The organism is Methylobacterium sp. UNC300MFChir4.1, from assembly GCF_900110155.1.
Lineage (GTDB): Bacteria > Pseudomonadota > Alphaproteobacteria > Rhizobiales > Beijerinckiaceae > Methylobacterium.
On the sequence record NZ_FOCS01000024.1, the window covers coordinates 1 to 14224 of the forward strand.

6 protein-coding genes and 1 pseudogene are annotated in these 14224 nt (G+C 71.0%); 4 read left to right on the forward strand and 3 right to left on the reverse strand.

Annotation, left to right across the window (positions count from 1 at the left end):
- Positions 1–654, forward strand: a pseudogene (locus BMY19_RS24530) (sugar transporter); the annotation flags it as partial.
- 198 nt (positions 655–852) lie between these two features.
- Here the strand turns inward: BMY19_RS24530 and BMY19_RS24535 are convergent.
- The 3 genes from BMY19_RS24535 to BMY19_RS24545 form a co-directional block, all read right to left on the reverse strand.
- Positions 853–2220, reverse strand: a complete 1368-nt coding sequence (locus tag BMY19_RS24535) for an aminotransferase class I/II-fold pyridoxal phosphate-dependent enzyme (protein ID WP_012317954.1) — start codon at positions 2218–2220, stop codon at positions 853–855.
- Entirely contained in the window at positions 2217–9659 is a 7443-nt protein-coding gene (locus BMY19_RS24540) for a type I polyketide synthase (RefSeq protein WP_170863034.1), read from the reverse strand. Before BMY19_RS24540 ends, BMY19_RS24535 begins: the two co-directional genes overlap by 4 nt.
- A 368-nt stretch (positions 9660–10027) precedes the next feature.
- On the reverse strand, positions 10028–11371 hold the full coding sequence (locus tag BMY19_RS24545; RefSeq protein WP_100253232.1) for a UDP-glucose dehydrogenase family protein: 1344 nt from the start codon (positions 11369–11371) through the stop codon (positions 10028–10030).
- A 312-nt stretch (positions 11372–11683) separates the two neighbouring features.
- On the opposite strand from BMY19_RS24545, the gene argB reads away from it, so the two are divergent.
- The 3 genes from argB to rplS all read left to right on the forward strand — a co-directional run bounded on the left by argB (position 11684) and on the right by rplS (position 14152).
- Positions 11684–12577, forward strand: coding sequence for an acetylglutamate kinase (argB, locus tag BMY19_RS24550; protein ID WP_020095286.1), 894 nt, complete (start codon positions 11684–11686; stop codon positions 12575–12577).
- A 201-nt stretch (positions 12578–12778) separates the two neighbouring features.
- Entirely contained in the window at positions 12779–13528 is a 750-nt protein-coding gene (locus BMY19_RS24555) for a pyrimidine 5'-nucleotidase (RefSeq protein WP_042672461.1), read from the forward strand.
- A 222-nt stretch (positions 13529–13750) separates the two neighbouring features.
- Positions 13751–14152, forward strand: coding sequence for a 50S ribosomal protein L19 (rplS, locus tag BMY19_RS24560; RefSeq protein ID WP_091683176.1), 402 nt, complete (start codon positions 13751–13753; stop codon positions 14150–14152).
- Positions 14153–14224 lie beyond the last annotated feature (72 nt).

The window sequence follows — 14224 nt, forward strand, 5'->3', positions numbered from 1 at the left end:
CCGATCTCCCAGGCCGTCACCGTCACCGGCGAGGGCGCCGCCGGCGCCCGCCTGCCGCTCTCGGGCCACGGCGACCGCATCCTCGACGTCATCGCCGCCGCCGGCGGCAACCGCGCGCCGGTCAACGAGACCTTCGTGCGGCTCTCGCGCGGGCCGGTGACCGCGACCGTGCCGCTGACCACAGTGGTGTCGAACCCCAGGGAGAACATCTACCTGCGGCCCAACGACGTGCTGACGCTCGTGCGCGACCCGCAGACCTTCATCGCGGTGGGCGCGCTGGGCAACAGCACCGAGCTGCCGTTCCAGGCCGACGGCATCACGCTGGCGCAGGCGCTGGCCAAGGCGCGCGGCCTGTCGGACTTCGCCGCCGACCCGGCCGGGACGTTCATCTTCCGGTTCGAGCCGGCCAGCGTCGTGCGCCGGCTCAGCCCCGGCTCGAAGCTTCTGGGCACGCCCCTGGTGCCGGTCGTCTACCGGATCGACATGCGCGACCCCAACAGCCTGTTCGTGTCCCAGGCGTTCCGCATGCGCAACCGCGACCTGATCTACGTGTCGAACGCCCCCTTCACCGAGGTCCAGAAGGTCCTCACCGCCTTTAACGGCGTCACGGGCCCCGTCTCCTCGGCCGCCCTGGCCTATTCCTACGCCAAGTAAGGCGGCGCAGCGCGACGCGGGCACCCACCCCACCGCGCGACGGACGCCGGGTTCGCGTCGCGCCGACCCGGCCGATGCGCGCGTCCGACCGAGACCGCGGAGACCGGTCGCCCGAATGCCGAAGGGGGCGCGGATGTGATCCGCGCCCCCTACTTCGTAACGCTCTCGGGGAACCGGTGCTCCCGGCCCCGGCCGGGCTCAGACGCGCTTCGCCAGCAGTTGCTCGATCAGCGAGCCGCCCTTGTCGATGGCGGCGAGCTCCTCCGCCACCGCGTTCACGGTGTCGCGGATCTGGTCGGGGGTGTGCTCGGAGGTGAGGAAGAAGCGCAGGCGCGAGGCCCGCTCCGGCACGGCCGGGTGGATGATCGGCTGCACGTTGATGCCCCGGCGGAACAGCCGGTCCGACAGCGTCACCGCCTTCAGCGAGTCGCCGACGATGATCGGCACGACCGCGAGGCCGAGGCTGAAGCCGGTGTCGAGGCCGAGCTTCTTGGCGGTGGCCAGGAACAGGGTGCCGTTCTGGCGCAGGCGCTCGACCCGCTCTGGCTCGGCGTGCATTACGGCCAGCGCCGCCTCGGCGGCGGCGGCCAGCGGCGGCGACATGCCGACGCTGTACACGAAGCCGCCGGCCGTGTGCTTCAGGTACTCGATCAGCGCGATCGGGCCGCAGATGTAGCCGCCGCAGGTGGACAGCGTCTTCGACAGCGTGCCCATCCAGATGTCGACCTCGCGGGGATCGACGCCGCAATGCTCGAACAGGCCGGCGCCGGTGCGGCCGGTGACGCCGAGGCCGTGCGCTTCGTCGACCATCAGCCACGCGTCGTAGCGCTTCTTGAGGGCCACGAGCCCGGCGAGGTCCGGCGCGTCGCCGTCCATGCTGTAGAGGCCCTCGACCACGATCAGCGCCCGGCGATGCTCGTGGCGGGTCGACTGAAGCAGGGTCTCCAGGGCGTCGAGGTCGTTATGCGCGAAGGAGCGGCGCTGGGCGCCCGACAGCTGCGCGCCGGTGACGATGCTGTTGTGGGACAGCGCGTCGTGGAAGATCACGTCGCCGGCTTCCAGCAGGGCGCCGATGGTCGTGACGTTGGTGGCGTGGCCGCTCACCATCACGATGCAGCCCTCGGACTGGTAGTGCTTGGCCAAAGCCTGCTCGAGGCTGATGTGCCCGGGCCGCTCGCCCGCCACCACGCGGCTCGCCGACGCGGAGGTGCCGTAGGCCTCGATCGCCTCCCGGGCGGCGTTGCTCACCCGCGGATGACCGTTCAGGCCGAGGTAATCGTAGGACGAGAAGTTCGTGAAGCTCTTCTGGTCGATCCGCGTCGTGGCCCCGGCCTTGGCGTCGTGGACGCGGAAGAACGGATTGCCCAGACCGATCAGGTCGGCCGCCTGGCGCTGGAGCTTCAGCTCGCGGTAGCCCGGCAGGTTCTCGAAGTTCTGCGCCGCCGACTTGCCGGCGGGAGAGGCCGTCTTGACGGGGGCCGGGCGCGGCGTCGCGCGCCCGAGCCGGTTGGTCACGAAGCCGGCGAGCGCCGCGCGCCCGCCGTCCGGCCGTGCCGTGTCGGTCATGAGTTGGTCTCTTTGATCTCGCTGGACGTCTGCTCGATGAGTTCCTTGAGAGGCGCGAGGATCTGCGCATCGACCTCACCGCCGACATGCTTCGAGACGAGGCTCATCGCGACGCCGGCCGTCTCATCCATGGGCGCGGAAACCGCCTGAATTAAGGACTCCGACAGCTCGTTGACGGTCATGCCCGACGAAAGTCCGGCGGGCGGCGCGTCGAGGGCGAAGCGCTCCTGCAGGCTGGCGCCGAGCTCGACGCCCATCAGCGAGTCGAGGCCGATCTCCGAGAGTTGGCGCACGCGGCTGATGTCGTCCTTCGGCAGCCGCAGGATGCGGGCGATGTCCTCGACGATCGCGTCCGACACGGTCTTGCGGACCGCGTCGAGGTCGCCGCCCTTGAGCAGCGACGCGATGTTGATCGCCTGGACGCCGCCGGCCTCGGCCTGCTGGTCCGAGCCGAGTTCGGCGTAGCTCGGCGAGCGCATGGTGGCGAGACGCTCGCGCGCCTTGCCCCAGTGCATCGCCGCGATGGCGATGACCGCCTCGTCGGGGGACGTGCCCTGGCTGCCCAGCGCCTCGGCCATCAGGTCGAGGCAGCGGCGGGCCTCCATCGGCGTGACGCCGACGCGGCCGGCGAGGCCTTCCATGACCGCCTTGTTGCGGGCGAGCATGCCGACATCGCCGATGGCGCCCCAGGCCACGGCCAGCGCGGGCAGGCCGCGGCGGCGGCGCTGGCGCGCGAGTCCCTCCATGAAGCCGTTGGCGGCCACGTAGGACCCCTGGCCCGGGTTGCCGATGAAGGTCGTCGCCGAGGAGAACAGGACGAAGTAGTCGAGGCTCCGGTCGCGGGTGGCGGCGTCCAGGTGCTGGGCGCCGATCACCTTGGGGCCGATCACCGCGTCGAGCGCCGCGGCGTCGATGTTGGAGATCAGGCCGTCCTGGAGAACCGCCGCGGCGTGCAGCACGCCCGCGAGTTTCCTGCCGCCCTGCTCGATCCCGGCGATGAGCCGATCCACCGAGGCGCGGCTCGTGATGTCGACGGCCTTCGCCTCGACGGTCACGCCCCGCGCCGTGAGCTCCGCGACGATGGCCTTGGCCTCGTCGGTGGCCGCGCCCTTGCGGCCCGCGAGCACGAGGTGCTTGGCACCCCGGTCGATCAGCCAGCGCGCCGCCTCCAGGCCGAAGCCGCCGAGGCCGCCGGTCAGCAGGTGGACGCCCTCGGCCGAGACCGTGAACGGCCGGGCCGTGTCCTTCATGATCGTGCCGGCCTTCGGCGGGCTGATCACGATCTTCCCGATATGGCCGGACTGCTGCATCAGCCGGAACGCGTCCGAGGTCTCGGCCGCCGTGAAGGGCTGATAGGGCAGGGGCTTGAGGCCGCCGTCGTTGAACAGGGCCATGACCTCGCGGAACATTCGCGCGCCGTCGTCGCCCTGGTGCTGGATCACCTGGTCGAGGTCGACGCCGAAGTAGCTGAGGTTTCGCCGGAACGGGCGCAGGCCGATATGGGTGTTGGCGACGTAGTCGCGCTTGCCCAGCTCGACGAAGCGGCCGAACGGCCGGAGGGCGTTGAGCGAGCGCTCCATCGCCTCGCCGAACAGGCTGTTCAGCACGATGTCGACGCCGTCGCCGGTGATCGCTCGGACCTCGTCCACGAAGGCCAGGGAGCGGGAATCGAGCACGTGCTCGGCGCCCAGCGCCTTCACGAGGGCCCGCTTCTCGCGGGAGCCGGCCGTGGCGATGACCCGCGCGCCCTTGAGCTTGGCGATCTGCAAGGCAGCGAGTCCGACGCCGCCCGCGCCGCCGTGGACCAGCACCCACTCGCCGCGCCGCATCCGGGCGCAGGAGACGAGGCCGTAATAGGCGGTGAGGAAGGCCACCGGCACGGTGGCGGCCGCCATCGGGTCGAGGCCGTGCGGCATCGGCGCGACGACGAGGTCCGGCACAACGATGTGCGTGGCGAAGCCCGACTGGGCGAAGGCGACGACCGGATCGCCGACCTTGAAGCCCTTCACGCCCGGGCCGACGGCCGTGACGCGGCCGGCACACTCGAGGCCGAGGCGGGGGCCGGCGAAGCCGTCCTCCAGGATCTCCTCGGGGAGCATCGAGAGCGCCCAGAGAACGTCGCGGAAGTTGAGGCCGGTGGCCTCGACCGCGATCTCCATCTCGCCCTTGCCGGGAGCGCGGCGCTCGGCCGGCCCCCAGACCATCTCGCTCAAGCCGCCGGTGTTGCTGCGCTCCAGGCGCGCGGCCTCGGCCGGGACGGCGTCGGCCGGATCCCGGTGCTGCGGCCGGCCGGCATGGAAGCGCACGACCTGGGTCCGCTCGTCGTCCAGCACGATCTCGGTCTCCGGGGTGCCGGAGAGGATGAGGTCGCGCAGGCGCTCGGAGGCGCGCTTCGACGACATCTCGGGGGAGAGGTCGATGCGGCGGACGTCGAGGTTCGGGGCTTCGTTGGCGAGCGTGCGGGAGAAGGCCCACACGCCCGCCTCGATGTTGGTGGTCTGGCCGCCGCGGTCGCGGGTCGCGCCCGGGGCAACGACCCAGAGCTTGGTCTGGCGCGCGCCGAGGTGCTCGGTGCAGCGCTTCAGGCTGAGGCAGCGGTCGCGCAGCCGCTCGGACGCCTCGCCACCGCGGGTGAAGGCGCCGGCCAGGAACACCACCGTGTCGGGGGTCTCCTTCTCCAGCTCCATCAGGGAGGTCTCGGAGTCGAGGATGATCGAGACGTGCACGCCGCCCGCGACCAGCAGAGTCGCCAGGGAAGAGGCGGTCTCAGCCGCGAACTCGTCGTCCGAACCGATGATGAAGGCGAAGCTCTGCGCCGGGGCCGGACCCGGGCGCACCGGCGCTTCCGCCGTCAGCAACAGATCGTCGCCGTTGGCCGACGCCGCCCGCTCGACCTCGACCTTGACGAGGCCGTGGGCGCTCAGGATGCGCTGCCAGCCCTCGATATCCTCGAGACGGCCTACGGGCATGCCGCCCGCGGCCTCCTCGAACCAGCCGGCGGTGAGACCGAACACGAGGTCGCGGAACAAGGAGGCGCCCGGCTCCACCGCCACCAGCAGGCCGCCGGTGGCGAGCGCTCCGGCGAGCTGGCCCGGCAGGCCGCGGTCGCCGCGATGCAAGCTGCCCGACGCCAGGATCAGATCGAAGCTGCCGGGGGCGAGCTCCTCGGCGGTCTCGACCACGGCAGCGGCGCGGCCGAGCGACAGGCGGGCGCGCTCGGCGAGCCGGCGGTCGGTCTCAAACACGGTGAGCCGGGCCTCGGCGGCGGCCGCGAAGGTCGCAGCCTGGGCCGAGAGCGGGCCGAAGCCGACCTGCAGGACGCGGAGCGCCCGCTCCTTGGGAAGCTGCGCGCGGCTGCGCTCGATCAGGTTGGCGACCACGTCGGCGCCGTGGCGCGCGGTGGCCGAGCGCAGCACGAAGGCGTCGATCGCCCCCTGCGGCAGGGACGGCGCGTCGGTGAGCGTGCCGGCGAGCAGCCGGTCGACCAGGGCGCCGACATCGGCGATCAGCACCAGCTCGGCCGAGAGGTCCGGATGGTCGCCGGCGATCCAGCGCATGATCTCGTCGGGCGCCGGCAGGGCGGAGCCGTCGCCGAGCGTCCAGTTCTGGCCGGCGCGCTCGGCGAGGCCGCTGCTCTCCAGGGCGTAGAGCGCGTTCAGCAGCCAGGGGCGCAGGGCCTCCGGCACGCGGCTGTCAGTGACCGAGACGGTCTCCCCCTGCGCGAGCCCGGAGGCGAGGCGGTAGGCGAGCGAGGTCGCCCAGCCCTCCAGCAGGAGGTGGCCCGGCGACAGGGCGGCGTCGGACGGCCCCTTCGACTCGGCGGCGAGCGGGCGCAGACGCGCGGCCACGCTTGGGCGGCGCTCCATCGGGATCGCGGTCGGCTCGGTGGCGAGCTCCGGCACCTGCGAGATCGCGAAGGTCGAGAGGTCGCCGCCGCTCTTGGCGCGCAGGGCCTGGAACCGGCCCTCGCGGATCGTGGCGATGACCGCGCCCTCGGCGTCGAGGAGCGTGAAGTCGGCCAGGATCGAGCGCTCGTTGCAGCGGCGGGTGCGGATGATCGAGCGGGCGATCACCGCGCCGGGGCGCAGCATACGGACCTCGCCGAAGCGCACCGGGATGTAGGCCTTGCCGCCGTTCTCGCCGAGCAGGTCGGCGAACAGCAGGATCAGCCCGTGGAAGCACGCGTCGAGCCGGTTCGGCACCAGGCCGTAGCGGGTGTCGGGCTCGGCCGGCAGCAGGTCGGAGACGATCGTGGCGTCGTCGAGCCGCGCGCTCATCGCCACCTGCTGGAAGCTCGGGCCGAAGCCGAGCCCGGAGGCGAGGGCCTTGGCGTAGAGCGCGTCGCCGGTGAGCACGTGGTCGCCCGCGGTCTCGAAGCTGAAGCCGTCGATATCCGGTGTCTTAGGGGCCGAGAAGGTGCCCTCGACGATCTTTGCCTGGGCGTGCAGCTGCCAGGGGGTCTGGGTCAGGCGGGGCCGGCTCAGCACCTGGATGCCGTTGCCGGAGCCCGACAGGCGCACCGCGACCTCGCGCAGGGCGTCCTCGGCGAACACCATCGGCGCCACGATCTCGAAGTCGGCCAGCACGACCTCGTCGTCGCGCAGGGCCTCGCGAACGCAGGCCAGGGCCATCTCGACGAAGCCGGCGCCCGGCATGATCACCTGGCCGTCGACCTTGTGATCCTCCAGTTCCGGCACGGTCACCGGGTCGACGAAGCCGTTCCACTCCAGCCCGTCGAAGGTCGTGCGCGACCCGATCAGCGGGTGATAGGGGCGGGGGCTCATCGCGCCGACGCCCTCGGTGGTGTCAGCGAGGCGGAACGGGCGGCGCTGCCACGGGTAGGAGGGCAGGCGGACGTCGCCCTTCGGGGCGTCGCCGAACAGCAGCGTCTCGTGGACCTGCGCGCCCTGGACGAGGGCGGCGCTGACCGCCTTGGCGATCGGGTCGCCGCCGGAAGCCTTGCGGTGCATCACGCCGACCGTGGCGGTCTCGATGCCCAGCGGCTCGACCGCGTCGCCGACGTGCGACATCAGGGTCGCGCGCGGGCCGACCTCCACGAACACGCGGGCGCCGCGGCGGGTGGCGTCCTGCACGGCCTCGCAGAAGCGCACGGGCTCGCGGATGTTGCGCCACCAGTAGCCGGCGCCGAAATTCTCGCCGCCCAGCACCGAGCCGGTCACGGTCGAGACCATCGCGGTGGTGCCGGTCCGCGACTTGAGGCCCGCGAGATCGCGCAGCAGCGGCTTCTCGGTCGGGTCCATCAGCCGACCGTGGAAGGCGTAGGCGAGGTCGAGCTTGCGGCCGCGACGGCGCTTGCGCGACAGGGCCTTGATGGCGGCGTCGATGTCGGCCACCGGCCCGGCGACCGTGACGGCCTTGGGGCTGTTGTAGGCGGCGATGTCGAGGGTCGGGTAATCCTTGAGGAAGGACTCGACCTCCTCGGACGGCATCAGCAGCACCGCCATGGTGCCCTGGCCGTGCGTCGTCTCCTGGTGGTGGCTGCGGTAGTAGATGACCCGGACCGCGTCCTCCAGGCTAAGGATCCCGGCGGCCTCGGCGGCCGCGATCTCACCGACGCTGTGGCCGAGGACGTAGGACGGGATCAGACCCTTCGCCTTGAGCGCGGCCGTCGAGGCGCTCTCGATGGCGAAGATCAGCGGCTGCGAGACGCTGGTCAGCGCGAGGCGCTCGTCGAGGTCGTCGGCGTAGAGCGCGTCCTTCAGCGACCAGTCCGAGTAGGCCCGGAACAGGGTGTCGATCCGGTCGAAGGTCGCGCGGAAGGTCGCGTTCTCCTCGTAGGCCTCGCGGCCCATCCCGGCCCACTGGCTGCCGTTGCCGGAATAGATGAACGCCACCTCGGCGACGCGGTCGACCGCGGTGCCGGTGAAGGCGTCCTGCGTGTCCTCGCCCTCGCCGACGGCGCGCAGCGCCGCGGCGACGTCGGTCTTGCCGTCGAGCGCGACGGCGAGGCGGGCGGGCATGCGCTCGCGGCGATGCGCCACCGCGGCCGCCACGGTCGCGACCTGCTCGGGGGCGGCCTCGAGGCGCTCGGCGTAGTCGAGGGCGAGCTCGTTCAGCGCCGCCCGGCTCTGGGCCGAGAGTAGCAGCACCTGGGCCTGGGGCTCCGCGGTCGCGGCGGCGGGCTTCGCCCAGGCGGGCGCGTCGGTGATGACGACGTGGGCGTTGGTGCCGCCGAAGCCGAAGGAGTTGACGCCGGCGAAGCGCTCGCGCGAGCCGCGGCCGATCTTCAGCGGCGCGCGCACGACGTCCAGGTTGAGCTCGCCGAAGGGGATCTCGGGATTGAGCTCGGCCGCGTGCAGCGACGGCGGGACGAGATCGTGCTCGAGCGCCAGAGTCGCCTTCATCAGGCCGGCGAGGCCGGAGACCGGCTCGGTGTGGCCGATATTGGTCTTGATCGAGCCGATCGGCAGCGGCGCCTGCCGGCCGCGGCCGAGCTTCGAGCCGATGGCCGAGGCCTCGATCGGGTCGCCCACCGGCGTGCCGGTGCCGTGCGCCTCCATGAAGGCGAGGTCGTCGAGGCGGATCTCGGCCTCGCGGTAGACCTTCTCCAGCAGGGCGCCCTGGGCGTAGCCCGAGGGGAGGGAGATGCCGGTGGTCCGGCCGTCGGAGTTGATGCCGGAGGCGGCGACGACCGCGCGCACGGTGGCGCCGTTGCGCCGCGCGGCCTCGGCCGACTGCAGCACGAACACCACGCCGCCCTCGGAGCGCACGTAGCCGTCCGCGTTCTTGGAGAACGCCTGGCACAGGCCGGTGCGCGAGAGCATCTGCGCGGTGGAGAAGCAGATGAAGTTGAACGGGCTCGCCAGCACGTTCACGCCGGCGACGACCGCGGTGTCCACGCGGCCCGACCGGATCGCCTGCACGGCGTTGTCGAAGGCGACGAGCGAGGACGAGCAGGCCGTGTCGACCGTGAAGCTCGGGCCCTTGAGGTCGAAGATGTAGGAGATGCGGTTCGAGATGATCGAGAGCGTGTTGCCGGTCGCCGCGTAAGCGTCTCCCGACGGCGCGTCGAGGATGCGCAGGTTGCCGTAATCGAGGGACGAGGCGCCGACGAACACACCGATATTACTGCCGGCCACGCTCGACGGGCGCAGGCCCGCGTCCTCGAGGGCTTCCCAGGTCAGCTCGAGCAGCATCCGCTGCTGCGGATCCATCTGCTCGGCCTCGCGGGGCGAGATGCCGAAGACCGACGGGTCGAACGACCAGACGTCGTCGATGATACCGGCCGCCCAGGTGTAGCTCTTGCCGCGCTCATGGGCGCGCGGATGGGCGAACCGCTCCAGGGAGAACCGGTCGGCCGGCACCTTGCTGACGGCGCAGCGCCCTTCGGACAGGAGTGACCAGAGCCCATCCACGCTGGGGGCCCCGGGCAGTCGGCATGCGCGTCCGACGATCGCAATGTCTGTACGTTGTGTCACGTTCGGTTCGCACACGCTCGTTATCGGAAGTCGGCTCGGCTCTCGACGAGTGAGTACCCTCTCACCCCTTACTGTGGCACCATTGCGGTGTCCAACCAGCCCTAACGCGAGGTCATCCCCGCGTGGCAAAATTGCCAGAGGCTGTGACATGTATTCATCAGAAGCTTATCCAATTCCTACGGTCAAAACGCCAAGTTTGAACCGCCGGACCGGCTGCCGAGACGCGGGCTCGATCACGAGAAAGCCACAGTTGCGCCTCCGCGGACGCCGCCCGTCTAGCGGCATCGATGCCGATTCCGGAAGAAATCTTCGCGATGTCGCGCAGGTCCCGCACAGGAATCCGGGCTCGAAGGCCGGCGCGGTGATGATCAAGACCCGATCCGGGCGACGCTCTCCTTGGTTCGTCCGACGCCGCAATAGGTAAAACCGTGGCGCGCGGCGCTCGCGGGGTCGTAGATGTTGCGCAGGTCGATCAGCACGGGAGCCGCCTCACCGGACGACATGGCCTGACGCAGCCGGTCGAGGTCGAGGGCCCGGAACGCGTTCCACTCGGTGACGATCACCACCGCGTCGGCGCCCTCGGCGCAGGCGTAGGCGTTCTCGGCGTAATCCACAGCCGGCATCAGGATCCGAGCCTGCTCCATGCCCTCGGGATCGTAGGCGCGGATTACGGCGCCGGCGTCCTGCAGACCCGCCACGATCGCCAGCGCGGGCGCGTCGCGCATGTCGTCGGTGTTCGGCTTGAAGGTCAGGCCGAGCAGCGCCACCGTCCGGCCGCGCACCGACCCGCCGCAGGCCTTGATCACCTTGCGCGCCATCGCGCGCTTGCGCTGGTCGTTGACCGCCACCACCGTCTCGACCAGCCGCAGCGGCGTGCCCGCATCCTGCGCGGTCTTGACCAGGGCCAGCGTGTCCTTGGGGAAGCACGAGCCGCCGTAGCCCGGCCCGGCATGCAGGAACTTCGACCCGATCCGGTTGTCCAGGCCGATGCCGCGCGCCACCGCCTGCACGTCCGCGCCCACCGCCTCGCACAGGTCCGCCACTTCGTTGATGAACGTGATCTTCGCCGCGAGGAACGCGTTCGCCGCGTACTTGGTCAGCTCGGCCGTCCGGCGCGAGGTGACCATGATCGGCGCCTGGTTGAGGTAGAGCGGCCGGTAGACCTCGCGCATCACAGCCTCGGCCCGGGCCTCCTCGGCGCCGACGACGATGCGGTCGGGGCGCTTGAAGTCGGCGATGGCCGCGCCCTCGCGCAGGAACTCGGGGTTCGAGGCGACCGCGAACTGCGCCTCGGGGTTGGTCTCGCGGATGATGCGCTCGACCTCGTCGCCCGTGCCCACCGGAACGGTCGACTTGGTCACAACCACGGTGAAGCCGGACAGGGACCCGGCGATCTCCCGGGCGGCATCGAACACGTAGCTCAGGTCGGCGAAGCCGTCGCCGCGGCGGGAGGGCGTGCCCACCGCGATGAAGACCGCGTCCGCCTCGGCCACGGCGTCCCGCATGGTCGCGCGGAAGGCGAGCCGGCCCTGGCGGACGTTCTCGGCGACCAGGACGTCGAGGCCCGGCTCGTAGATCGGCATGCGGCCGGCGTTCAGGCTGGCGATCTTATCGGGATCCCGGTCGATGCACACGACCGTGTGGCCGAAATCGGCCAGGCAGGCGCCGGAGACCAGGCCGACATATCCGGCCCCAATCATCGCAATCCGCATCGGGCCCTCCCGGCAGCTCGCCCTCGGCTTGCTGCGATGCAACATGATCCGGGCCGCGTGAGGATGCAACCCGGGCCAGCCTGGATCTGCTCCAGTCTGTCACGGGAATGCAACACCCGCGAAGGATGACTGTAGTTTGACAGCGGGTCCCGGAGCGCCCCGCATCGGCCGCCGATCCGCGCGGCGCGCCTCCGCGACGGCGCGCGGGGCGGCTTCGCAGCGCGGGCGGCTTCCTGTAGAAGCGCCCCCGCCCGACGGGGAGGCCCGGATCCGCCCCCGAGGACCCGACCCAAGGATCGGTGAAGGACCGCGATGACCGAATTGCCCAACGTGCACGTGCGTGCCGAGGTCCTGGCCCAGGCGCTGCCCCACATGCAGCGCTACGACCAGGAGATCGTCGTCATCAAGTACGGCGGCCACGCCATGGGCGACCGGGCCGCGGCCGAGGACTTCGCCGAGGACATCGTCCTGCTGGAGCAGTCCGGCCTGAAGCCGATCGTCGTGCACGGCGGCGGACCGCAGATCGGCAAGATGCTCGACCGGCTCGGCATCCAGTCCGAGTTCCGCGGCGGCCTGCGCGTCACCGACGAGGCCACCGTCGAGGTGGTCGAGATGGTCCTGGCCGGCCTGATCAACAAGCAGATCGTCGGCTGGATCTCGGCCGAGGGCGGCCGGGCGGTCGGCCTGTGCGGCAAGGACGGCAACATGGTCCGGGCCAAGCGGGCGATGAAGACCGTCGTCGATCCCGAGAGCCGCGTGGAGCAGACCGTCGATCTGGGCCTCGTCGGCGAGCCGGACCACGTCGAGCGCGGCGTCCTCGACGCGGTCCTCAAGGCCGAGCTGATCCCGGTCCTGGCGCCGGTCGCCTACGGGGCGGACGGGCAGACCTACAACGTGAACGCCGACACCTTCGCGGGGGCGATCGCCGGGGCGCTCCGGGCCAAGCGCCTGCTGCTGCTCACCGACGTGCCGGGCGTCCTCGACAAGGACAAGAAGCTGATCCCGGAACTCACCGTGGAGGATTGCCGGCGCCTGATCGCCGACGGCACCATCACGGGCGGGATGATCCCGAAGATCGAAACCTGCATGTACGCGATCGAGCGCGGCGTCGAGGCGGTCGTCATCCTCGACGGCAAGGTCAACCACGCCGTGCTGCTCGAACTGTTCACCGATTACGGTGCCGGCACCCTGATCCGTCGCGGCTGAGATCCGGACCGCCCGCGCACCGTGCCGGATCCCGGCGCGGCGCGCGGGCGCAACCTCCGCGCGCCCAGCGCATTGTCGTACCCCGCCCGCCCCGGAGGGGCCGGCCCAGCAAGGCCCGGGCAAGGTACCGGCAAGCACCGAACTTGCGAGCTTGACCGTTCCGGTCCAGATTCCGGGGCAACAGCAACCTGAGGGGTTCCGGTGCACCACCCCGACAAGGCCCAGTTCACCACGCCCGCGGCGCGCGGCTTCGCCGATGTCGACACCTGGGTGTTCGACCTCGACAACACGCTCTACCCGAGCGACGCGGCGGTCTGGCCGAAGGTCGACGAGCGCATCACCCTGTACGTGATGCAGCTCTACGGGCTCGACGGGATCTCGGCCCGCGCCCTGCAGAAGTACTTCTACCACCGCTACGGCACGACGCTGTCGGCGCTGATGGTCGAGTCGCGGGTCGATCCCCACGACTTCCTCGATTTCGCGCACGACATCGACCATTCGTCGATCAAGCTCGACAAGAGCCTCGGCGACGCGATCGAGCGGCTGCCCGGGCGCAAGCTGATCCTGACCAACGGGTCGCGCCGGCACGCCGAGAACGTCGCCGCCAAGCTCGGCATCCTCGACCATTTCGAGGACGTGTTCGACATCGCCGCCGCCGACTTCGTGCCGAAGCCGGAGCGCACGACCTACGAGCGGTTCCTGGAGAAGCACGCCGTCGAACCGACCCGCGCCGCCCTGTTCGAGGACATCGCCCGCAACCTCGCGGTGCCGCACGACCTCGGCATGGCGACCGTGCTGGTGGTGCCGAAGGTCACCGATCCCTACCGCGAGGCCTTCGAGCAGGAGGCGGTGCGCGAGCCGCATATCGACCACATCACGGACGATCTCGCCGCCTTCCTCTCTGCCTGCGTGCTGCCCGAAGTACGATCCGCATCCGGGGAGCGCCGCTGACGCGAGGCCGGAGCGCTTCACGGGCGGCGCGCATCGGGCCCTGATCCCGAGTCGACCGACGATCCGCCGCGCCGGCAGCAGCGCGGACGGATCGCGGCGGCAACCCAATCGACAAGCCGGCGACGATCCTGTAGAGAGCCGCCCAACTCACAACAGGATCGCCGAAATCCTGGCGCCGATCGCCCATGAGGGGCGGAACGGCGCGACGGCCGGAGCTATGCCATGAACATCATCGAGCAGCTGGAGCGCGAGGAAGTCGCGCGCCTCGCCAAGACCATCCCGGATTTCGAGCCGGGCGATACGCTCATCGTCAACGTCCGCGTGAAGGAAGGCGAGCGCACCCGCGTCCAGGCCTACGAGGGCGTCTGCATCGCCCGCTCGGGCGGCGGCCTCAACGAGAGCTTCACGGTCCGCAAGATCTCCTACGGTGAGGGCGTGGAGCGCGTCTTCCCGGTCCATTCGCCGATGATCGACTCGATCAAGGTGGCCCGCCGCGGCAAGGTGCGCCGCGCCAAGCTGTACTACCTGCGCGACCGGCGCGGTAAGTCGGCCCGCATCGTCGAGCGCACCGACCGCTACAAGGCCAAGGACACCCCGGCCCAGGCGCCGGCTGCCGCCGAGTAAGCTGTCCGATTCGCTCCGCAGGCCGGAGCGATCGCCCCGTTTCAGACCGGTCCGGCTCAGCCGGGCCGGTTT

What these genes read in the sequence shown, in the direction of transcription:
- BMY19_RS24535 (WP_012317954.1), bottom strand. Translation starts at nt 2,220, where the DNA reads ATGACCGACACGGCACGGCCGGACGGCGGGCGCGCGGCGCTCGCCGGC.
- BMY19_RS24545 (WP_100253232.1), bottom strand. Translation starts at nt 11,371, where the DNA reads ATGCGGATTGCGATGATTGGGGCCGGATATGTCGGCCTGGTCTCCGGC.
- argB (WP_020095286.1), top strand. Translation starts at nt 11,684, where the DNA reads ATGACCGAATTGCCCAACGTGCACGTGCGTGCCGAGGTCCTGGCCCAG.
- rplS (WP_091683176.1), top strand. Translation starts at nt 13,751, where the DNA reads ATGAACATCATCGAGCAGCTGGAGCGCGAGGAAGTCGCGCGCCTCGCC.